This is a genomic window from Halorhabdus salina, from assembly GCF_013839425.1.
Taxonomy (GTDB): Archaea; Halobacteriota; Halobacteria; order Halobacteriales; family Haloarculaceae; genus Halorhabdus; species Halorhabdus salina.
This window is the reverse complement of the sequence record NZ_JACDNP010000014.1, coordinates 17,826-39,733: the sequence shown is the minus strand read 5'-3', so window position 1 is coordinate 39,733 and position 21,908 is coordinate 17,826. Positions and strand designations below refer to the sequence as shown.

Below are 21,908 nucleotides of genomic sequence, written 5' to 3'. Positions count from 1 at the left end.
ACGATAAAAATCCACGCGACGGACTACTGAATCGCGAGCGCGGTTTGCCGTTGAGTATCGCGTTGACACCGCCGACAGCCCTAGGCGCCAAGCAGCACTGACGTGGTGCTACTGTTTGTCGCGATCGGCTGTCGACCCGGAGTGATCCGTCGTTGCTTTTCGCTGGTCGTCGACAGTGAATGCATCGAGTGTGGCAGTCAGCTCCGTTGCCCGGTCTTTGAGTTCGGTTGCGTTGGTTGCGATTTCCGTGACGGACGCCGTTTGTTCCTCGGCGGCAGCCGAAACCTGCTCGGCGTCCTCAGTGACGTTCTGGCTAATGTCGGAGACTTCGTCGACGCGGCTGACGACGCGCTGTGTCGATTCGGCCTGTTCGTCGGTCGTCGTATTGATGTCTTGAATGCCCTGGTTGGTGTCTTCGACGGAGTCGACGATTTCGTCCAGTGCGTTGGACACCTCTCTGACTGTCTCGACGCCGTTGCTGATCTGCTCACTCGTCGTCCGGATGTCTGAGACGGTCTCGTCGGTCGCGTTCTGGAGTTCTTCGATCTGGGTCTCGATCTGTTCGGCGGACGTTCTGGTCTCCTCGGCGAGGTTCTTGACTTCGTTGGCAACGACGTCGAACCCATCGCCGCTGTCATCGGCATGGGCCGCTTCGATGTTCGCGTTGAGGGCGAGTAGGTTCGTCTGTTCGGCGATGTCGGTGATGAAATCGACCACCTCGCCGATTTCGTCCATCTGGGACTGCAACTCGAGGATCTGTTCGACGGCCGTCTCCGATCGTGTCTCTATTTCGGCCATGTCGTCGATAGCGGACTGAGCCGCCTGACGCCCTTCCCGGCCGCGTTCGGCTGTGTCGCTCGCCGTCTCGGCGACAGATGCGGACGCGGACGCAATCTCTTCGATGCTCGCCGAGAGATCGTTCATCTCACCAGCGGTTTCCTGTAGCGTCTCGTTTTGCTGGCGTGCGCCGTCCGAGATCTGCTGGACGCGGGTCGCGACCGTCTGGCTCGTCGTCTCTATCTCGCCGGCACCGGATGCGACTTCCTCACTTGCCGTTGCGACCGCTTCGGCGAATGCCATCACGCCGCCGACTGTCTCTTCGAGTTGGTCGATCATCGCGTTGAACTCTCGTGCGATCTCGGCCATGGCCTCTTGGTCGGCGTCGGGATCCATCCGTCGCGTGAGGTCGCCCTCGGCAACGGAGCGCATGACGTCGCTGTAGGCCGCGGCGCGCTGTTTGAGTCGCCTGCTGACCGCTTGGGCGTCTTGCTTGGCTGCTTCCGCTTCGCTCCGGGCGTTCTCTGCATCGTCGAGTGCCTCTTCGGCCTCGGTGATGCGCTCCCGCAAGGAATTGCGCATCGCGTCGAAACTGTCGTATAGGCGCCCGATCTCGTCTTCGCGTTTGGTTTCTAAGTCCACATCGAGTTCACCCGATTCCATCTGCTCGGCCCGGGACCGGAGCCGTGTCAAGGGTCTGATTGTCCGCTGGCCGAGGACAAGCCCGACGATGACGAGAGATACCAGTGCCAGTGCGACCAACAGCAGAACCGACTGAGCGACATCGTCACGGACGGCGAAGGCCGTCGACGTCTCGATGTCAGTCATGGCCACCCAGTCGGTCCCGGGTACCGACGCGTAGGCAAAGACGTGGCTTGATCCGATCCGCGACGTTGTCCCGTTGGCCGATCCGTTACGGATCGTTTCGAATTGTGTGGCGTGGCTCGTGGCCGAGACGCTTCGATCGAGATCGAGTACCGTCTCGCCGTCCGCGTTGACAATGGTCGTCCGCTGGTCAGTGTTCTCTCCCTGGACGCGCTCGAGCTGTGGCTGGATCCGGCTAACGACGACAAGATAGGAATTTGCCCGCTGCGGGACAGAACTGGCAAAGGCCATAACTGGCCGGTCGTTCAGAACCGGGGAGCGATAGGATCGCGAGGACTGCCAGACGCGGCTGTTCTCTCCAGGGCCTTCCGGCACTTCGGCGTTCGTCCAGGGCGCTGAGAGTTCATCGAGTGTCCGCCCCTCGATCGGGAGTTCAGTACTCGCGACGACCTGGTTTTGGCTCGTGTTGACGTAGTGCATGCTCACGATGTCTTCAGAGAGCAGCTGATCCTGGAGAAGAATGTGTGCGGCGGCCGTTCGATCGGTCTGGAGCCCGTCACCGCCAGAGACCGATCTGGTACTCGTCCGCATCTCCTGGACCCACGAGCCGATAGACTGGCCCTGTAGGTTACTGGTTTCCTCTAACTGCTGGGTCGTACTCGATTCGACGGTTTGCCCCGCCTGTACGTAGGTGAGGGCACCGACACCTGCGATCACGAGCACGACGGCGAGAAACGCAATCGCGAACTGTGCGGCGTACCGCTTGCGGACGAATTCGGGGACGATTCGACGACCGTACCGTGCGAGTAGCGTCCTGAGACTATCGGCCATCCGTACTCACCCCTCGACCTCTGTTGGGACCGTAATACGTCCCGCGACGATCTCTTCTCTGGAGGTCTGGATTGCTGTCTTGACGGCCTTCGGTATCGCTGGTTCAAGCGAAGTCCCGTAGACCAGATCGACGCCGTCCGATTCAAGGCCAAGCGGGATGATACTCCCACCCTGGAATCCACCGTCGACGACGTTGCTGGTGGCGCTGTAGATGGCGTTATCGACACGCTTGACCATACTCGCGAGGATGACGTCCGCGTATCGTGGATTACTCCGGGACTGGTCGGCGTCGACGCCGATCGCGTACCGGTTAGCGGCCTGGGCCGCCTGAAAGACGCCCAGCCCGGCCCCGCCGGCCGCGTGATAGACAATATCTGCTCCGTCGTCGTACATGCCCTGTGCGATATCGAAGGCCGTCTGCACGTCCGCGAAGTTCCCGACGTACGACGAGCGGACAGTTACCTCCGAATCGGCGTAGCTTACGCCTGCCCGATATCCCGCCTCGAAGCGTTTTATCAGGTCGTTTTCGACGCCACCAACGAACCCCACGGTTCGTTCCTCGGGGTTGGTTGTGCCGGTACCAAGCGTGATCTCCCTGCTGGTCAACTGGCCAGCGAGATGGCCTGCCTGGAACGAGCCTTCGTGCTCCTTGAACACATAACTGGCAACGTTCTCGGCGTCAACGGTCGCGTCGACGATCATGAATTTTTGGTCCGGGTATTCGGACGCGATCGTTCCAAGCGATTCCTGCTGGACGAACCCGATACAACAGAGAAGATCGTAGGCCGGTGTCTCACTGCGTGCGAGCTGGCGTTGCAACGCCGAGATGTCTTTGGCCGTGTCCGGCTCGTGATTCGAGAACGAAATGCCGTAGTCGAGTCGTGCTCGCTGGATCCCCCTGTTGGCCGCATCGTTGAACGAGCGGTCGTCGAGGCCGGCGAGCGCGTAGATCATACCCACCTGCGTGGTGTCTTCGCCTATCTGTTCACCCGCCGAGGCGGCCGTTTCGGTCTCGGTGGCTGAATTGCCATCGCCGATACAACCGGCGAGTCCAGCAATACCGATGCCAGCAGTGGCACCGAGTAACTCTCGTCTACTGTATCGTTTTGGGCGCATTGATGGGTAACTATCCGAAGTAGATGGGCTCGAAAAGATAAGCCTGTATCTCCTGGTATCAATACTAATAACTCCGATATCCAACATAATGTTCAATCCAGAACACGCCGAACAAGCGAGCAACGTGCGGGCTCGACCATGGCCAGGCGACAGCGGGACTGTGTGACGACACCCATACCGAATTACGCAACAATCGCGCGACTTTCGACGCCAGATTAGGACGTGACTTGACGTTTGCCCGATCCGAACTGCGGGTTTGAGAAGATTTAAATACGCCGGCGCCATCCGCCCGAACGCAAATGTCTAACACATCCGAGGTTGCGTCGGGATCCCCGGCGGATCGAGTTCTTCCAGGGCACACTCGATAGTACGTCCGAAATCACGGACGCACGGATTTTCGATACGACGCTTCGCGACGGGGAACAGACGCCGCGGACCTCGTTTTCCTACGAAGACAAACGGGAAATAGCGGCGCTGCTCGACGAGATGAACACCCACGTCATCGAGGCTGGGTTCCCCGTCAACTCCGACGCGGAGTTCGAGGCGGTGCGTGACATCGCCGAAAGTACCGCGACGACCACCTGCGGGCTCGCCCGTGTTGTCGAAGCAGACATCGAAGCAGCCCTCGACTCGGGCGTCGAGTTAGTTCACGTGTTCGTCTCGACCAGCGACGTCCAACTGCAGGATTCGATGCACGCTACGCGCCAGGACGCACTGGATCGGGCTGTCGAGTCCGTCGAGCGCGTCAAGGAGGCGGGCGTCGAATGCATGTTCTCGCCGATGGACGCCACCCGGACCGACGAGGACTTCTTGATCGAGGTCGTCGAGGCCGTCACCGAAGCGGGCACCGACTGGATCAACATCCCCGACACGACTGGCGTCGCCACGCCCGGGCGGTTCACGGAGATGGTCGGGAACGTGGTCGCGCACACGGACGCTCGCGTCGACGTGCACACCCACGACGACTTCGGGCTGGCGACGGCCAACGCCCTCTCGGGCTACGAGGCCGGCGGTGCCCAGGCCCAGGTCAGCGTCAACGGCATCGGCGAGCGCGCCGGCAACGCCGCCTACGAGGAAGTCGTCATGGCCGTAGAGAGCCTCTACGACGTCGACACCGGGATCGACACGACGCGGATCACCGAACTGTCCCGCCTGATCGCGGAGAAAAGCGGCGTCGACACGCCGGGCAACAAGCCCGTCGTCGGCGAAAACGCTTTCTCCCACGAGTCGGGCATCCACGCCGCCGGCGTTATCGAGAACAGCGAAACGTTCGAGCCTGGCGTGATGACTCCCGAAATGGTGGGGGCCGAGCGCGAACTTGTACTGGGCAAACACACCGGCCAGCACTCGGTTCGCGAACGTCTCCAGGATGCCGGGTTCGCGCCCACGGACAGCGAGGTCCGAGATGTCACGCGCCGGGTCAAGGAGTTCGGTGCCGAGGACAACCGTATCACGATGGATGTCCTCGAACGGTTCGCCCGCGACGTGGGTGTCGAGCGGGCCGGCGAGGAGGTCCGTGCCTGACATGTCACCCACGTCGCCCGCCCAGACCGGCCAGCGACCGCTGTACGACGCAGTGTCGTACGTTCGTGGATCAATCTCACGGAACGTTTATAATGAACGACGACTACGTTCCGGTACCGATGCGCCCGCTGGTCACGTCCGGGGTTCGATCCAGTGCCAGCGGCGCGTCCGACCTGCTTCTCGTCGGTATTGTAGGGGCCCTATAGCCCCAACAGTACCACATCTCCGACGACGATTGTACGGCGTTGTGACCACCAGCGACAAGACTCCAGCTATGACACACCAGCACTCATCGACGCTGCGTCCGCGGGCATCCAGTCCGGGACCGGCACCCACCGCAGGGAGGTATCGACCATGAGCGAACGCGCGTTCCATCAGGATCCGGAACCGGACTCGCCGGGAGACGAAGCCGACGACGGGAGTGACGACGCTCGTGAAGTGACGACGGGCGCAGAAGCCGCGATCATCGCCTTGGAGGAGGCCGGCGTCGACATGGCCTTTGGCGTCCAGGGCGGCGCGATCATGCCCGTCTACGACGCACTCTATGACTCGGACATCGAGCACATCACGATGGCCCACGAGCAAGGTGCGGCCCACGCGGCCGACGCCTACGGCATCGTCTCGGGCGATCCGGGCGTCGCGATGGCGACCTCGGGGCCGGGAGCGACCAATCTCGTGACAGGGATCGCCGACGCCTCGATGGACTCCGATCCGATGATCGCCCTGACCGGCCAGGTCGCGACGGATTTCGTCGGCAACGACGCCTTCCAGGAAGTCGACACTGTCGGGATCACCCAGCCGATCACCAAGCAGAACTACTTCGCCGGCGATCCGGACACCCTGGGCGAGGACGTCAGCGAGGCCTTCGCGCTGGCCGATGCCGGTCGACAGGGGCCGACTTTGGTCGACTTGCCCAAAGACGCCAGCAAGGCCGAGACCGACGTCCAGCCGGTCTCCCCTGAGACGCCGGATACCTACCACCCGCCAGAGACTGCCGACGAGGCGGTCATCGAGGCTGCTGCCGAAGCACTCGAGGAAGCCGATCGACCGGCTATTCTCTCGGGTGGGGGCGTCATCAAGGGCGAAGCACACGACGAATTGCGCGCGTTCGCCCGCGAGTACGAGATTCCAGTGATCACGACCATGCCTGGGTTGGGAGGTTTCCCCGAGACCGACGACCTCTCGCTGGGCATGGCCGGGATGCACGGCACGGGCGCGGCCAACTTGGCGATCACCAACTGCGACGTGTTGCTGGGTATCGGGACGCGCTTCGACGACCGGCTGACCGGCGGCGTCGACAGCTTCGCACCGGACGCCGACGTCATCCACGTCGAGATCGACCCCGCCGAGATCAACAAGAACATCTACGCCGACTATCCGCTCCTGGGCGACGCCGAGCGCGTCCTCGAACAGTTGGACGACGAACTGACCGAGGCCCCCGACGCCGACGAGTGGCGCGCACAGTGTCAGACGTGGACCGAGGAGTACCCGCTGGACTACGAGACGCCCGAGGACGAACCGCTCAAGCCCCAATATGTCGTCGAACGCTTCGCCGAGCACGCCGACGACGACGCGATCGTCACCACGGGTGTCGGCCAACATCAGATGTGGGCCTGCCAGTTCTGGACGTACACCGAACCCCGCACGTGGGTTTCCAGCAATGGGCTGGGGACGATGGGCTACGGTGTTCCCTCGGCCATCGGGGCCAAGCTGGGAGCGCCCGACCGTGAAGTCGTTACCTTCGATGGGGACGGTTCGTTCCTGATGACGATGCAGGAACTATCCGTCGCCGTGCGGGAGGATCTGGACATCACGTACGTCATCCTCAACAACGAGGCGATCGGGATGGTCCGCCAGTGGCAGGACGGGTTCTACGAGGGCCGACGGATGGCCAGCGAGTACCCGTGGATCCCCGAGTTCGACCTGCTGGCGGAATCCTTTGGCGCGCGTGGATTCCGACTGGAAGAGCACGACGAGGTCGATGACGTGATCAAGAAGGCCCGGGAGTACGACGGGCCTGCGGTCATCGATGCGATCATCGACCCCGGCGAGAACGTCTATCCGATGGTTCCGAGCGGCGGCGACAACGGACAGTTCGCGCTGAACGAGCAGCAACTGGACACCCTCTAACAATGAGTAGTGGAGAACTCCCAGGGCCGGCCCCCGAAGAGCGAATGCGACCCGAGGGGCGGCGCAACGAGCAAGGTATTCGTATCGATCCGGAAGCTGAAGCGACCCACCAGCCCCGCTATGCGGTGCTGTCGGCGCTGGTCAAACACGAGCCCGGCGTCCTCGCGGAGGTGTCCGGGCTCTTTAGCCGCCGGCAGTTCAACATCGAGAGCCTCACCGTTGGCCCGACGACCGACGACGGCGTCGCCCGGATGACGATCGTCATCGAGGAACCCGAGCCGGGCGTCGAGCAGGCGAAAAAACAGCTCCGGAAGCTGATCCCGACGATCGCCGTCGAGGAACTGCAACCCGAGGCGATGCGACGGGAACTCGCCCTCGTTAAAGTGCGGGCCGAGAAGCCAGACGACGTCCAGTCGGTCGCGGAGATGTACAACGGCCAGGCTGTCGACGCCTCACCCAACGCCGTGACCGTCGAGATCACCGGAAGCAAACAGAAGATAGACGCCGCGATCGAGGCCTTCGAGCAGTTCGATGTCGAGGAAGTCGTCCGAACGGGAGCGGCGGCCCTCGAACGCGGCGCGGAAACGATGGATGCAAACGGGTACGCGAGTGGTGAGTAACGCCGATTCTCGCCTGCCCGTGACGACACGATAGATTGACACCCACGTAACGCAGATATGGAGACGACAACGATGACCGAGGAATTCAACGCGACAGTATACTACGACGACGACGCAGACGAATCGCATCTCGCAGACGCGACGGTTGCAGTGCTTGGCTTTGGCAGCCAGGGCCACGCCCACGCCCAGAATCTCGACGACAGCGGGGTGGACGTAGTCGTCGGCCTGCCGGAGGGCAACGACGATCGGCCGGTCGCCGAGGACGCCGGTCTGCCGGTCCAGACGCCCAAAGAGGCGGCCGCGGATGGCGACATCGTCGTGATGCTCGTCCCGGACACGATCCAGCCCGCTGTCTACGACGACATCGAGGACAGTCTGGAGCCCGGCGATACCCTCCAGTTCGCCCACGGGTTCAACATCCACTACGGCCAGATCGAGCCCCCGGAGGGCGTCGACGTCACGATGGTCGCCCCGAAGTCTCCGGGCCATCTCGTCCGGCGGACCTACCAGCGCGGGGAGGGGACGCCCGGCCTGGTCGCGGTCTACCAGAACGGAAGCGGCGAGGCCAAGCAGGAAGCGCTCGCCTACGCGAAGGCGATCGGCTGTACGCGGGCGGGCGTCATCGAGACAACCTTCCGCGAGGAGACCGAGACCGACCTCTTCGGCGAGCAGGCCGTCCTCTGTGGCGGCGTCACCGAGATGATGAAGGTCGGCTACGAGACGCTCGTGGATGCGGGCTACAGCCCCGAGATGGCTTACTTCGAGGTCATGAACGAGATGAAGCTGATCGTCGACCTGATCTACGAAGGTGGGCTGATGGAGATGTGGAACTCGGTTTCCGATACCGCCGAATACGGCGGGCTCACTCGCGGCGAGTACGTCATCGACGATTCGGCCCGCGAGGGGATGGAAGAGATTCTCGAGGAAGTCCAGAACGGCGAGTTCGCCAAGGAGTGGATCGCCGAGAATCAGACCAACCGGCCGAGCTACAAGCAGCTGCGAGAAGCCGAACAGAACCACGACATCGAAAACGTCGGCGAGTCCCTGCGGGAGCTGTTCTCCTGGGACGAGCAGGCGGAGTGAGCGACGCGACACAATGAAATCACGCTATCGAACGCACACAACGGACGGAGGACGAGTATGAGTCAGGGAACGCTGTACGACAAGGTGTGGGACGAGCACAAGGTAACGCAACTCCCCAACGGGCAGGACCAACTGTTCGTCGGGCTCCACCTCATCCACGAGGTCACCAGCCCACAAGCCTTCGGCATGCTCCGGGAGCGCGATATCGAGGTCGCCCGCCCGGACCTGACCCACGCGACGGTCGATCACATCGTGCCGACGAGCGATCAGTCCCGGCCCTACAGCGACGACGCGGCCGAGGAGATGATGAGCGAACTCGAGCAGAACGTCCGCGAGGCGAACATCGAGTTCTCCGATCCGAGTACGGGAGATCAGGGCATCGTCCACGTTATCGGCCCGGAGCAGGGCATCACCCAGCCCGGGAAGACGATCGTCTGTGGCGACAGTCACACCTCCACGCACGGTGCCTTCGGCGCGCTGGCCTTTGGCATCGGTACCTCCCAGATCCGGGACGTCCTGGCCACCCAGTGCATCGCCATGGAGAAACAGAAAGTGCGGAAAATCCAGGTCGACGGCGAACTCGGGGCTGGCGTCGAGGCCAAGGACATCATCTTAGAGATCATCCGCCGGCTGGGCACTGACGGCGGCGTCGGCTACGTCTATGAGTACGCTGGCGAAGCCATCGAGAACCTGGACATGGAGGGGCGAATGTCGATCTGTAACATGTCCATCGAGGGCGGCGCTCGCGCGGGCTACGTCAACCCCGACGAGACCACCTACGAGTGGATGAAGGAAACTGATTACTTCCAGGAGAACCCTGAGAAGTTCGACGAGCTCAAGCCCTACTGGGAGTCGATCCGCTCAGATGAGGACGCCGAGTACGACGACGTGGTCCACATCGACGCCAGCGAACTCGAGCCAGTCGTTACGTGGGGCACGACCCCGGGTCAGGGCATCGGCATCACCGAGCCGATCCCCCACCCCGAGGACCTGCCCGAGGACAAACAGGAGACCGCCCGCCGCGCCCAGGAGCACATGCGCGTCGAACCTGGCGAGACCATGGCGGGCTACGATATCGACGTCGTCTTCCTGGGGTCGTGTACGAACGCTCGCTTGCCGGACCTCCGTCGGGCCGCGGCGATCGTCGAAGGCCGGGACGTCGACGACAGCGTCCGCGCGATGGTCGTCCCCGGCAGCCAGCGCGTCCAGGAGGCCGCAGAGGAAGAGGGCCTGGCGGACGTGTTCCGCGAGGCCGGCTTCGAATGGCGCAACGCCGGCTGTTCGATGTGTCTGGGCATGAACGAGGATCAACTGGAGGGCGACGAGGCCTCCGCCTCCTCGTCGAACCGGAACTTCGTCGGCCGACAGGGGAGCAAAGACGGGCGGACGGTGCTGATGAATCCCCAGATGGTCGCCGCCGCGGCGATCACCGGGGAAGTGACTGACGTGCGCGAACTGCCGGAGGTGACTCCTGTATGAGCGACTTCGACGCCGACATTCCCGAAGTCCGTGCGGTGAGTGAGACGGGTGTGCCCATCCGGGGCAACGACATCGACACCGACCAGATCATCCCCGCGCGCTTCATGAAGGTCGTCACCTTCGACGGCCTGGGGCAGTTCGCCTTCTTCGACGTCCGTTATGACGACGATGACAACCAGAAAGCCCACCCGATGAACGAGGAGCGGTTCAACGAGGCCAACGTGATGGTTGTCAACGACAACTTCGGGTGTGGCTCCTCGCGAGAACACGCACCCCAGGCGCTGATGCGCTGGGGGATCGACGCGTTCATCGGCGAGTCCTTCGCCGAGATTTTCGCGGGTAACTGCCTCGCACTCGGGATGCCGACGGTGACGGCCGACAGCGAAACCATCGCCGATCTGCAGGACTGGGTCGAGGCCAATCCCGACGGCGACATCGACATCGACGTCGAGAACGAGACGGTCACCTACGGCGGTCAGACTGTCGATGTTGATGTCGACGACGCACAGCGACAGGCCCTAGTCGAGGGCATCTGGGACACGACCGCGCTGATGAGCGCAAACAGCGGCGAAATTTCGGCGACGGCTGCGTCACTGCCGTATCTGAAATAACGTCGTGTCGGCCTAGCCTCCCTCGAGCGTACACGGCGATCGTCGCGTCTTGTCACTTTTCGAGGGCGACGTCGAACGCGTCGATGTCGTCTATGTCTGCCGCAAGATCGTCGAGTTCGCGCTGTACTGATTCGAGCGTTTGATCGTGGGTGTCGACAGCATCCGATAGCCCATCTGCTTTTGCTTCACTTCGTGCACGAGATAGTTCGTAGCACGTCGTGAGCAACCGATTGTAACGCGCCCGTTGATGGAGTCGAGCGACGGTCTGTTGAAGTTCAGCCGCTGTAACATCCTCGGCAAGCACCTTGACAGCGCTGGCTGCGATATCGGCCTCGTTACTACCGAGCCACAGCACCTGTATGTGATCGCACTCATTTGGGCTGTTCGTGAGGGCATGTTCGATTGCGGTGCTGTCGTCCCCGCCGACGACGACCACAGCGATCGTTTCGTCCAGACTAGTGGTGGCTGCATCTAGTGAGGCAGCAGTTCGGACCGACCAGCGGTCCCGGAGGGCGGTCGTGATCGATCGACGTTTTGTCTTGTCAGGTACGTATACCAACACGACGTCGGGCGGCGCGGCCATCGTATCGAAGCGTTTCCTTGGCGACGGCAAAAATGATGAGGCTCTTCAATCGAGAATTGCTGGATGGCGAGGCACTCTACTGCAGTGGAGGTCTACAGCGACTCGTCGGCCCGAATGGTCACGTCGAACAGTGGCGCCAACGTTTCGATCGTGGATGTCGGGTGGCCATTCGCGTCGATATGGTAGTGTGCGATGGCATCGGCTGCTTCGACGCGAGTCGTGACGACGTTGAGGAACCGATGGATCTTCCGTTCGGATTCGAACTGGAACAGGTCCGTCAGCGAGTCCAGACAGACCACCACAGGGCCGTCCGTCGCCGCGTCGAGCTGTGCCGATATCTGTGTCCCGAGTTGGTGGAGGTCGACATCTTCGATCTCGACCATGTTGACCATCGCTCCGTGCTGGCCGCCGAACCCGTCAACAGACATGGCTGCGGATCGGCCGCCGTTGGATACGTCGACGAACGAGAGCTTGGTTTGGACGGGATCGATTGCGTTGCTCCACTCGCTCATCCGTTCACCGGGCGAGGAGGCAACGGTCACGCCGAGGATCGTCCCGGGCGGTCCCGCCCGCGTCAACAAGTCTCGACAGTGCTCGTTTTTCGCGTGCCCGATCGCTGGAGTCGCACAGAGAACGTTTGACGCTGCATCAGCCACGTCAGTAGAATGCGAGTGATCGTCGCTCACGGTTACCCCTCTCTTGCCGGGGTTGCGAAGTGCTCGATCATCTGTGTTTCCTACTACTGATTACATTAGTAACAAGTAAGAAGGTTTCGGGGCCTCGTCTTGGGTTCTCAATCCCATGGACTTCGCCCGATTCACCTTGGATTCGAATGATTTTGAGATGATATATCCGACATTCCCCAAATTTATATTAAATATTCAACTATTAAATATCTTTAGTAATCTATTTTTCCATCTGCAAAAAAGTAGACGATGGCTATGAGCCAATCAGAATCGGAGATGGAGGCGTTCCTCGAAGAGCACCCCAAAATGATCGGCGTCCTGTTTACCCTACTCGTGTTGCTGACACAGGTGGGAGCAGCTTCGGCAAGCTACTCGAGCGTTACTTTCGGGCCTTAAATCTGAGTTAGATCCACTTCGCCACTCCACTGTAGTTCATTATCGGATAGAATGGGAATTTGATCCATTCTGCAGAGTGACTCGAATTCATCGCGTTGTATTTCAATATGCGGAATCCTTGTAGTTTCAATACAGTTTGATACAGGCATTTCGACGTTCCAACTACGCAAACCACCCACTGAGTGGGCGGGGGAAGGGTATCCTTGAAACTCAACTTTGACAGCGGTATTACTAGCAGATTTCACCTGAATAGATGCCGGGGAACCAGCTTTACTCTCAACAACATTCGCGTGACCGTCCCCCACAACCATGTACCGACTCGCAAGTTGTTCGTCTTCTTCCAGCAATGAGCGTGCGTTCGCAATCGAGAAGCCGGTGTTTAGTAGTTTCGCCACATTCTTCCCGACCTCAGTCGCGGTCGGGTTCGGAATCGTCGCTAGCGTGACAATCCCACCGAGCGCGCCGGCATCAACGAGCGCCTGCCCCTGGTCGTAGGACTTGCAGGCGTTGAGCAGGAACGCGCCAATATTCACGTCTGACAGCGTCTCTGCGTCCAGGTGGCCGTCCGCACAGCGAAAGCCCTCGTCTTCGACGTGGCCGATGTAGTGGAAGAAATCCGTCTCTTGTTTCAGCACGTCGGTGAGTTCTGCTTTCGTCAGTTCCGTGTGGACCGAGATGTCGAAGTCGATCCACTCGCGGGTCCCGTAGACGTCCGAGACGGCCGATTCCTCGCTCATCGCGTCCTCGTTGTTCACCACGTCGACCTGGATGCGACCTGGCTCGGCCGGTTCGTACTCCAGGCGTCGGCGGAAGGCCGTCGGCGTCATCTTCGTCGCGCCCATCGGGATACCGTCGCCGACGAACGTCTGCATCAGGCTCTCGGTCGGCTCCGGACGGAACACGCGATCCGAAATCGTCTCACTGTCTGTCGTGCTGGTCGTCCGATCGGCGGTGGGCTGGCCCCGAACCAGCACCGGATCTTCCCTGAAGAACGCCTCGACGTCCGGCGTCGTGTCTTCGATGATCCGCGTTTCGATGTCCTGGTTCCGTGGCACTCTGATGACCGCCAGATCGGAAGCCAGGAATGGTAACACTGGGATGTTGTTCGGATCCGGTTCGACGTCCGCCGTGAGCTTCCACTCCGGCACTGCCGGTTCGACGACGTCGAAGGGAACGTCCATGTAGGCCGCGATCCGGTCGGCGATCGGAGCGTCGTATAGCTCGGCAAAGTCGAGGTCGACGTGCTCCTCGATAAGCGTTCGCTCGTGCAATTCGACGTCGTACAGCCCTTCCGTGCGTGTGATACAATCGAGTGTGAAAACGTGTTTGAGGATGGCCTCAACGCGCTGTTCGAACCCTTCGGGACCGACGAGCGGGAACTGCTCTCCGTCGACGACCAGTCGCGGTTCCCGGCCAGGGACCACTGCTGCATCCAGATAATACGAAAGCGACGTGACGGGCAATATTCGGTCCCATCTGACTGGCACTTCGATAAAGACCGACGGTTCCGAGAGGGCCGAGCCGGCCGGGATCGACAACTCCTCGCCGAGTTCGAGCAACGGTGGGTGCCCACGCAACGTCGGGAACGAGCGTTCGGGACTCGTGGTCATCAATGACGCGCGAAATTGTGAAATCGCGTGCATCAGGTCCCGTGGGTCGGTCGTCGTCGTGATCGTCCGGGCCGGTTGCTCGTGGTACGAGCGGACGCCGAGTACCACGTCAGACGCTTGCTCGGTCGAAAACGTCACTGCGTCGCCGGTCGCGTCGATCTCGAACGGCCCGTCGATACCGAGATATACCTTCAACTGGACTGCCGAGAATTCGACGATATACTCGCCGTCTTCCAGGGAAACGGTGTCTCCGCCGGTACACTGATCGACGAGGGTGAACTCACTGTCGCGAATCCAGACGCCGACGAGATACGGTGTTTGAAAGGTATCTGGCTCGATCTCGATGGCCGTGTCGAGCGGTATCGGGAGTGCGTCAGTCGATCGTTCGATCGGCGCAAACGGCTCCTCGGTGAACAGCGAAAACTGCCCCCCGTCGATCGGATCGACGAATCGAATACCGGGCGGTGACTCACGTGGTTTGTATCGCGGCTTCGGTAACGATGCGTCGGCGTCCATGCTTTCGTGGGAGGGTGGTCGACCGTGACGGCCGTAGTATGAAACGACGTTCGAGAAGGGTGCCAAAAAGCGTTCCCCTGTGCTGTCATACGGATTAGGTCGAGTATGTCCGGATGATGCTGACCCGGGGTCGGCGGATACCGGAATATCACTACAATAATCCGTATCAGTGGGTCTGGACGAGATCCCGCAGCGGTTGTACTCGATTGGCACTATCGCAAAACGATGGGAGGGGGAGCGTGTGACATTTCAGGTGCCCCCGTGAAACCGTCGCCGTGGGGCATACATAAATCACCGTCAGACTTCAGTCGGACAATCGGCAGACTGAGAACGATTCACAGACCACCAGGTGTCTCCATGAGACACTTATCGGGCCGTCTCAGGCCGGCAAGGCAATTTACGTCTCGGGCCGATACGACGAGATAGACGATGGACGTCACTGTGCGAGGGGCCGAGCGAACCGACGTGCCGGGACTTCGAATTTTGCGTAGCCAGGCGATCGAGGATGCCTGTAGCGGCGTCTACGACCGTGGGGATTATGCCGACCTCGTCGTCGCGGCGAACGATCAGCTGGAGGCCTGGGTTGACGATGACACGATGACGGTGCTCGTTGCCGAAACTCCCATTACGCCAGTTAGTTACGTTGTTTTTGCCCCTGATTCGGGGGTCGTTCGGGGTATCTTTACGAGCCCAGAGTACCAGCGCGAAGGGTTTGGGAGTGTCTTGCTGGAGCGGAGTGAAGCCCGGTCGAGGCAAGCAGGCACGCAGTTGATTCGGGCCACAGTGCCGACGATTGCGGTCGAATTCTTCGAGGCGAACGGATACGAGCAGTCAGCGGCTGCAGAGTGGCGCGGACTCCCCGCCGACACGATGACAAAGCCACTGGACCGTTGAGTGCCCGAGTGTCAGGAATCTTCTCGGTTGATAATGCGGTTTTTCCCTCAGTCAGGCCGTTTCTGGACGATCAACCGAGAGGCGCGATCGAAACGACACGATCAGTGTACTCACATCGAGAAACCACGGCACACGTCCGGGTATGTGAGAGGGGCACGCAATTCCTGCACTCAACCCGATTGTTTATCCGTATCTCCACGAATCAGATACACAATGAGCGATTCAAACGAATCTGTAGCTGAGAGAGGGCTTGCCGACGCCACCGCCCAGACGGCAAACTGTGGCGTCGGTGTCCTCCTCAATCTCTCGGGTGACAAAGAACACGAGATCATCTCGGAGGGACTTTCGTTGCTGGAGAACCTCGACCACCGCGGTGCCCGCGGGGCCGAGGAAAACACCGGTGACGGCGCCGGGATCATGATTCAGAAGCCACACGCATTTTTCGCCGAAGAAGTCGAGGGTCTCGGTGACTACGACGACTACGGCGTCGGTCAGGTGTTCTTCCCCAACGAGCAGCCGGATGCGGAGCTACGAGAGACAATCGAGGAGGCGGCGGCCGACGAGGGGTTCGAGGTCGTCGCGTGGCGATCGGTCCCGACGGACAACGAGGGACTCGGGGCGACAGCGCTGGACAGTGAACCGGACGTCCAGCAGTTTTTCGTCCGGCCCCGTGAGGATCTCGCGCCCGAAGCACTCGACACGGCGCTGTACATCCTCCGGAACGTCATCGAGAACCGCATCGAGTCAACGAAACCTACCGGGCACGAGCGCTTCTACATCTGTTCGCTCGATCGGCAAAAACTCGTCTACAAAGGGTTGTTGACCAACGCGCAGGTTCGGACCTACTACGAGGACCTCTCCGATGAGCGCGTCGAGACGAGTCTCGTGTTCGTCCACTCGCGGTTCTCGACGAACACGCTGGGTGCCTGGGAACTCGCCCATCCCTACCGGAACATCATTCACAACGGCGAGATCAACACGCTTCGCGGGAACCTCAACTGGATGCAAGCCCGGGAGGCTGACCTTGCCAGTCCGGTCTTTGGCGATGACATCGAGAAACTCAAACCGATCACCGAGGACGGCCAGAGTGACACGGCTGTCGTCGACAACGTCCTCGAATTGCTCGTCGAAGGCGGACGCTCGCTGCCACACGCCTTGCGGATGCTCGTTCCCGAGGCCTGGGAAGAGTCCGAGTATCTGGCCGAGGAACGCAGGGACTTCTATCAGTATCATTCGACGATCAACGAACCCTGGGATGGCCCCGCCCTCGTGGCCGTTACCGACGGGGAAAACGTCGGTGCGATCCTCGACCGGAACGGCCTGCGTCCCTGCCGGTATCTCGTCACCGAAGACGACCGGCTGGTCATGTCCAGTGAGACTGGCGCCATCGAGGTCGATCCCTCGCGGGTCAAGCACAAAGACCGACTCGAACCGGGCCAAATGTTCTACGCCGACGCCGAGGAAGGGCGAATCGTCCCCGACGACGAAATCTTTGATCGCTTGACCGACGAGAAATACGGCGAGTGGCTCGAGCAGAACCGGGTCACGCTAGCGGATGTCGAACCTGGCGACGCCGAGACGCCCACCTACGTCGAGGAGGACATCACCAAGTACCAGCGCACTTTCGGGTACACGCTCGATCACGTCGAGCGCCTGATTGAGCCGATGGCCGCCGAGGGCAAGGATCCGATCGGCGCGATGGGCAATGACACGCCGCTGTCGGTTCTCTCGAGTCGGAACAAGACCCTCTTTACCTATTTCAAGCAACTGTTCGCCCAGGTGTCGAACCCGCCGATCGACTACATTCGCGAGGAGACCGTCACGTCCCTCCAGCAACACGTTGGCCGCCAGAACAACCTGCTGGCCGAAACCCCCGACCACTGCCGGCAACTGGCCCTCGATTCGCCGATCCTCTCGCGGGACGAGCACGGAAAGATCGCCGATATCGAAGCCAACGGCATCCGCTCGGAATCGATCGATATCACCTACGATCCAGACGAGACTGATCTAGAAGCGGCCGTCGAAACCGTCCGAGACTCGGCCCGGGAAGCGATCGAAAACGGGGCTGAGCTCGTGATCCTCTCGGACGCGGCGACCGGGCCGGGTCGCGTCCCGATCCCGAGCTTGCTTGCGGTCGGCGGCGTTCACCACCATCTGGTCCGTGAGGGCCTCCGGACGCACGCCGGGATCGTCCTCGAAAGCGGCCAGCCCAACGCCGTCCATCACTTCGCGACGCTGGTGGGCTACGGTGCCGACGCCGTGACGCCGTATCTGGCCTACGAATCCATCGAGGAACTCGTCTACGACGGCACTCTCGACGTCGACCGTGAGACGGCCCTCCAGCAGTACCGCCACGCCATCGAGGACGGCATCCAGAAAGTCATGGCCAAGATGGGCATCTCAACGCTTGAGAGCTACAAGGGGGCCCAGATCTTCGAGGCCGTCGGGCTGGACAGCGATTTCGTCGCCGAATACTTCGAGGGAACGGAAAACCGGACCGAAGGAATCGGCCTCGACCAACTGGAAGCGGATGTCCTCGAACGCCACGAGAACGGCTTCGAGGAGGCCGTCGCGGGCAATCTCGAACTCGACCAGGGCGGGGAACTATACTGGCGTCGAGACGGCGAGTTCCACCAGTGGAACCCCAGCACGATCGGCAAACTCCAGTACGCCACCAATCACGGCGAATACGAGGCCTACCAGGAGTTCGCCGGCATGATCAACAACCAGAACGAGCGCCTCCAGACCTTGCGGGGCCTGCTGGACTTCGATACCGACCAGCGGGAGTCGATCCCGATCGAGGACGTCGAACCGGTCGAGGAGATCACCCAGCGCTTTTTCAGTTCCTCGATGTCATTCGGGTCGATCAGCCCGGAGGCCCACGAGACGCTGGCCGCGGGGATGAACCGCGTCGGCGGCTTTGCCTCCACTGGCGAGGGTGGTGAGCCAACCGAACGGTTCGGCACCGAACGCGAGTGTGCGGACAAGCAAGTTGCTTCTGGGCGCTTTGGCGTCGACTCGAATTATCTGGTCAACGCCGATCACCTGGAGATCAAGATGGCACAGGGGTCAAAGCCCGGGGAGGGCGGCCACCTGCCGGGTGAGAAGGTCAGCGAGTTGATCGCCGAGACGCGTTCGACGACGCCCGGCGTGCCGCTCATCTCGCCGCCGCCCCATCACGATATCTACTCGATCGAGGACCTCGCCCAGCTCATCCACGACCTGAAGTGCTCGAATCGCGACGCGGACGTCCACGTCAAACTCGTCAGCGAGGCCGGCGTGGGCATCATCGCAGCCGGCGTCGCTAAGGGCAAAGCCGACGCCGTCCTGATCTCGGGCCAGTCCGGCGGGACGGGCGCGTCGCCAAAGACGTCGATCAAGAACGCGGGCCTGCCCTGGGAACTGGGCATCGCCGAGGCCAATCAGATCCTGCTGAACAACGACCTCCGGTCGCGCATCCGCGTCCGGGTCGACGGCGGGATGAAGACCGGCCGCGACGTCGCGATCGCCGCACTGCTCGGGGCCGAGGAGTACGGCTTCGGGACGGCGCCGCTGATCACCTGTGGCTGTGTGATGCTGCGCAAGTGCCACTGCAACACCTGTTCGGTCGGTGTCGCGACCCAGGACGAGGAGTTGCGCGAGAAGTTCCCGGGTGACCCCGAATTCGTCGCCAATTACATGCGCTTTATCGCCCGCGAGGTGCGGGAGATCATGGCCGAACTCGGCGTCGAGACGATGGACGAGCTGATCGGCCACACCGAGTTCCTCGAACAGAAGGACGTCGATCACCCGCGCGCCCAGCACGTCGATCTCTCGGAACTCCTCTGGCGGCCAGACGCTGAGGACGACCGTCGGAAGACACGCGGCCAGAATCACAAGCTCGCCGACAAGGTCGACAATGACTTCATCGCACAAGCACAGCCGGCGATCAAACGCGGCGACAACGTCGACATCGACGGCCGAGTCACTAACGAGGACCGCACTATCGGCGCCATGTTGAGCGCCGAGATCTCGAAGGCCCACGGCGGAGACGGATTGCCCGACGATACCGTCTCACTCGATCTTGCGGGTACTGGCGGCCAATCGTTCGGTGCGTTCCTGGCCCCCGGCGTCACGATCGACATGACGGGAGACGTCAACGACTACGCTGGCAAGGGCCTCTCGGGCGGCAAACTGATCGTCGAGACGCCGCCTGAAGCCGGGTATGCGGCCAGCGAGAACATCCTCACCGGCAACGTCGCGCTGTACGGCGCGACCGATGGCGAGGCCTACTTCAACGGCCAGGCTGGCGAGCGCTTTGCCGTCCGCAACTCCGGCGTCAAGACGGTCGTCGAGGGCGTCGGCGACCACGGCTGTGAGTACATGACCGGTGGCGTCGCCGTGATCCTCGGCGAGACGGGCAAGAACTTTGGGGCCGGAATGTCCGGCGGCGAGGCCTACGTCCTCGACGAGTCCGGTGACTTCGAGGATCGATTGAACACGGATATGGTTCACGTCGAAGCACTCGAGGACCGCGACCGACAGATGATCCGCCGGATGGTCGAGAATCACGCCCGCTACACCGACAGCGAGCGTGCCGAGGCGATCTTAGACGACTGGGACGCCTACGTCTCCCAGTTCGTGAAGGTGATGCCCGATGCCTTTGCCGCCGTCGTCGAGGAGCACCTCGAAGCGGATGAGGACGTGCGGGCGTCACCCCCGCCGAAACCGAACAGTCCGACGTTCCCAACGGAGGGTGATGACTGATGGCCGAAAACCACCCAGGCGGCTACCGCCGCCACCGCCGACAACCGATCGGCAAGCGCGATCCCGAGGAACGAAAGCAGGACTTCGAGGAGGTCTGGGAGGAGAAGTGGGACGAGGAACATCTCAAAGAACAGGGCGAGCGCTGCATGGACTGTGGGACCCCGACCTGTATGGGCGGGTGTCCGATCGGGAACATCATCCCCGACTGGAACGACCTCGTCCATCGGAGCGACTGGAAGGAAGCCCTCGAACGGCTCCACGCGACCAATAACTTCCCGGAGTTTACGGGCTACAACTGCCCTGCGCCGTGTGAGAACTCTTGCGTGCTCGCGTTCAACGACGATCCGGTAACGATCAAGTCCATCGAGCGGGCAATCGTCGACAGAGGGTGGGAAGAAGGCTGGATCGAACCCGAGCCGCCCGGAGAGCGCACCGACTACGAAGTCGCCGTCGTCGGCAGCGGGCCGGCCGGCCTCTCAGCCGCCCAGCAACTCAACCGCGCAGGCCACCACGTGACCGTCTTCGAGCGCGCCGACGAGGTCGGTGGGTTGATGCGCTACGGCATCCCCGATCAGAAGTTCGCCAAACATCGCGTCGAGCAGCGGGCCGACCAGCTTCGCGCGGAAGGAATCACCTTCGAGACGAACGCCGAAATCGGCGGGAACGTGCCTGTCGAGCGCTTAGAGGAGGATTTCGACGCCTCAGTCATCGCCGTGGGCTCTCAGAAGCCCATCGACCTCCCGCTGCCGGGCCGTGACCTTGAGGGTATCCACTTCGCGATGGACTACTTGACCCAGCAGAACCGGCTCAACGCCGAGAAAGACGTTTCGGGTCCGAATATCGATGCCGACGGCAAGAACGTCGTCGTGCTGGGCGGGGGCGACACCGGCGCGGACTGCGTCGCAACGGCCCACCGCCAGGGCGCAGAACAGGTCGTCCAGATCGAACTCCTGCCGAAACCGCCGGTCGAGCGCCCGCCTGACAACCCCTGGCCCGACCAGCCCCAGACGTACAAGAAGACCTACGCCCAGGAGGAAGGTGCTGTCGAGGAGTATTGCGTCGATACCAACGAGTTCGTCGACACCGACGAGGATGGTCAGGTCGACGCGATCCTCGCCGACCGCATCATGTGGGAAGAGGGCGGGGCCGGCCCGCCACAGAAGACTGTCACGCAGTCGAACGTCCAGATCGACGCCGATCTGGTGATCCTGGCGGTCGGCTTTGAAGCACCCGAATCGAGTCCGTTCGAACCGCTGGGCGTCGAGACCAACAACGACGGCACGCTCGCGACCGACGAGGCGATGATGACCACCGCCGAGAGTGTCTTTGCAGCTGGTGATGCCGACATGGGACCGTCGCTGATCGTCTGGGCGATCGGCAGTGGTCGCGACGTGGCCCGCCACGTCGATCTGCACCTCACCGGTGACACCGACCTCCCCCCGAGTCTGGAGACGCCGAACGAACCGACCGTGTCGATGTGA

15 protein-coding genes are annotated in these 21,908 nt (G+C 61.7%); 10 read left to right on the top strand and 5 right to left on the bottom strand.

Translation table 11 applies throughout. The features are described from left to right. Window positions 1–108: 108 nt before the first annotated feature. Together HZR20_RS13385 and HZR20_RS13380 are read right to left on the bottom strand one after the other, a co-directional pair. Window positions 109–2,433 (bottom strand): methyl-accepting chemotaxis protein, encoded by a 2,325-nt coding sequence (locus HZR20_RS13385; protein ID WP_181687247.1) that lies wholly within the window; start codon window positions 2,431–2,433, stop codon window positions 109–111. A 6-nt stretch (window positions 2,434–2,439) separates the two neighbouring features. Further along, a complete protein-coding gene (locus tag HZR20_RS13380) occupies window positions 2,440–3,549 on the bottom strand; it encodes a BMP family lipoprotein (protein ID WP_181687246.1) in 1,110 nt (369 codons plus the stop codon). Window positions 3,550–3,867: 318 nt separating this feature from the next. Here HZR20_RS13380 and HZR20_RS13375 point away from each other — a divergent pair, with 318 nt between their 5' ends. The 6 genes from HZR20_RS13375 to leuD all read left to right on the top strand — a co-directional run bounded on the left by HZR20_RS13375 (window position 3,868) and on the right by leuD (window position 10,996). Further along, complete coding sequence (locus tag HZR20_RS13375; RefSeq protein WP_181687245.1) at window positions 3,868–5,073, top strand: LeuA family protein; 1,206 nt, start codon at window positions 3,868–3,870, stop codon at window positions 5,071–5,073. A 354-nt stretch (window positions 5,074–5,427) separates the two neighbouring features. Beyond that, entirely contained in the window at window positions 5,428–7,203 is a 1,776-nt protein-coding gene (gene ilvB, locus HZR20_RS13370) for a biosynthetic-type acetolactate synthase large subunit (protein WP_181687244.1), read from the top strand. A gap of 2 nt (window positions 7,204–7,205) precedes the next feature. After that, on the top strand, window positions 7,206–7,823 hold the full coding sequence (gene ilvN / locus HZR20_RS13365) for an acetolactate synthase small subunit (protein ID WP_181687243.1): 618 nt from the start codon (window positions 7,206–7,208) through the stop codon (window positions 7,821–7,823). Window positions 7,824–7,895: 72 nt separating this feature from the next. Further along, window positions 7,896–8,906: a ketol-acid reductoisomerase gene (ilvC, locus tag HZR20_RS13360; RefSeq protein ID WP_181687242.1), complete on the top strand. Its 1,011-nt coding sequence runs from the start codon at window positions 7,896–7,898 to the stop codon at window positions 8,904–8,906. 57 nt (window positions 8,907–8,963) lie between these two features. Continuing rightward, a complete protein-coding gene (gene leuC / locus HZR20_RS13355; protein ID WP_181687241.1) occupies window positions 8,964–10,385 on the top strand; it encodes a 3-isopropylmalate dehydratase large subunit in 1,422 nt (473 codons plus the stop codon). Then, the gene (gene leuD, locus HZR20_RS13350) at window positions 10,382–10,996 is read left to right on the top strand and encodes a 3-isopropylmalate dehydratase small subunit (RefSeq protein WP_181687240.1); all 615 of its coding nucleotides are present in this window, start codon (window positions 10,382–10,384) and stop codon (window positions 10,994–10,996) included. Before leuC ends, leuD begins: the two co-directional genes overlap by 4 nt. A 52-nt stretch (window positions 10,997–11,048) precedes the next feature. On the opposite strand, the gene HZR20_RS13345 is transcribed toward leuD, so the two are convergent. Both HZR20_RS13345 and HZR20_RS13340 read right to left on the bottom strand, forming a co-directional pair. Further along, complete coding sequence (locus HZR20_RS13345) at window positions 11,049–11,579, bottom strand: hypothetical protein (RefSeq protein ID WP_181687239.1); 531 nt, start codon at window positions 11,577–11,579, stop codon at window positions 11,049–11,051. A gap of 92 nt (window positions 11,580–11,671) precedes the next feature. Continuing rightward, window positions 11,672–12,265 carry a DUF7504 family protein gene (locus HZR20_RS13340; protein ID WP_181687238.1) on the bottom strand — a complete coding sequence of 198 codons (594 nt, stop codon included), beginning with the start codon at window positions 12,263–12,265 and terminating at the stop codon, window positions 11,672–11,674. 255 nt (window positions 12,266–12,520) lie between these two features. Between HZR20_RS13340 and HZR20_RS13335 the strand changes: the two genes are divergently transcribed. Further along, window positions 12,521–12,661 (top strand): DUF7503 family protein, encoded by a 141-nt coding sequence (locus HZR20_RS13335; RefSeq protein WP_181687237.1) that lies wholly within the window; start codon window positions 12,521–12,523, stop codon window positions 12,659–12,661. On the opposite strand, the gene HZR20_RS13330 is transcribed toward HZR20_RS13335, so the two are convergent. Beyond that, window positions 12,658–14,787, bottom strand: a complete 2,130-nt coding sequence (locus tag HZR20_RS13330) for a hypothetical protein (RefSeq protein ID WP_181687236.1) — start codon at window positions 14,785–14,787, stop codon at window positions 12,658–12,660. The genes HZR20_RS13335 and HZR20_RS13330 overlap by 4 nt on opposite strands. Window positions 14,788–15,216: 429 nt before the next feature. Between HZR20_RS13330 and HZR20_RS13325 the strand changes: the two genes are divergently transcribed. The 3 genes from HZR20_RS13325 to HZR20_RS13315 all read left to right on the top strand — a co-directional run bounded on the left by HZR20_RS13325 (window position 15,217) and on the right by HZR20_RS13315 (window position 21,908). Beyond that, window positions 15,217–15,681 carry a GNAT family N-acetyltransferase gene (locus HZR20_RS13325; RefSeq protein WP_181687235.1) on the top strand — a complete coding sequence of 155 codons (465 nt, stop codon included), beginning with the start codon at window positions 15,217–15,219 and terminating at the stop codon, window positions 15,679–15,681. 213 nt (window positions 15,682–15,894) lie between these two features. Continuing rightward, complete coding sequence (gltB, locus tag HZR20_RS13320) at window positions 15,895–20,427, top strand: glutamate synthase large subunit (protein WP_181687234.1); 4,533 nt, start codon at window positions 15,895–15,897, stop codon at window positions 20,425–20,427. Next, on the top strand, window positions 20,427–21,908 hold the full coding sequence (locus HZR20_RS13315) for a glutamate synthase subunit beta (RefSeq protein ID WP_181687233.1): 1,482 nt from the start codon (window positions 20,427–20,429) through the stop codon (window positions 21,906–21,908). Before gltB ends, HZR20_RS13315 begins: the two co-directional genes overlap by 1 nt.

What these genes read in the sequence shown, in the direction of transcription:
- HZR20_RS13385 (WP_181687247.1), bottom strand. Translation starts at nt 2,433, where the DNA reads ATGGCCGATAGTCTCAGGACGCTACTCGCACGGTACGGTCGTCGAATC.
- HZR20_RS13380 (WP_181687246.1), bottom strand. Translation starts at nt 3,549, where the DNA reads ATGCGCCCAAAACGATACAGTAGACGAGAGTTACTCGGTGCCACTGCT.
- ilvB (WP_181687244.1), top strand. Translation starts at nt 5,428, where the DNA reads ATGAGCGAACGCGCGTTCCATCAGGATCCGGAACCGGACTCGCCGGGA.
- ilvN (WP_181687243.1), top strand. Translation starts at nt 7,206, where the DNA reads ATGAGTAGTGGAGAACTCCCAGGGCCGGCCCCCGAAGAGCGAATGCGA.
- ilvC (WP_181687242.1), top strand. Translation starts at nt 7,896, where the DNA reads ATGACCGAGGAATTCAACGCGACAGTATACTACGACGACGACGCAGAC.
- leuC (WP_181687241.1), top strand. Translation starts at nt 8,964, where the DNA reads ATGAGTCAGGGAACGCTGTACGACAAGGTGTGGGACGAGCACAAGGTA.
- leuD (WP_181687240.1), top strand. Translation starts at nt 10,382, where the DNA reads ATGAGCGACTTCGACGCCGACATTCCCGAAGTCCGTGCGGTGAGTGAG.
- HZR20_RS13345 (WP_181687239.1), bottom strand. Translation starts at nt 11,579, where the DNA reads ATGGCCGCGCCGCCCGACGTCGTGTTGGTATACGTACCTGACAAGACA.
- HZR20_RS13335 (WP_181687237.1), top strand. Translation starts at nt 12,521, where the DNA reads ATGAGCCAATCAGAATCGGAGATGGAGGCGTTCCTCGAAGAGCACCCC.
- HZR20_RS13330 (WP_181687236.1), bottom strand. Translation starts at nt 14,787, where the DNA reads ATGGACGCCGACGCATCGTTACCGAAGCCGCGATACAAACCACGTGAG.
- HZR20_RS13325 (WP_181687235.1), top strand. Translation starts at nt 15,217, where the DNA reads ATGGACGTCACTGTGCGAGGGGCCGAGCGAACCGACGTGCCGGGACTT.
- gltB (WP_181687234.1), top strand. Translation starts at nt 15,895, where the DNA reads ATGAGCGATTCAAACGAATCTGTAGCTGAGAGAGGGCTTGCCGACGCC.
- HZR20_RS13315 (WP_181687233.1), top strand. Translation starts at nt 20,427, where the DNA reads ATGGCCGAAAACCACCCAGGCGGCTACCGCCGCCACCGCCGACAACCG.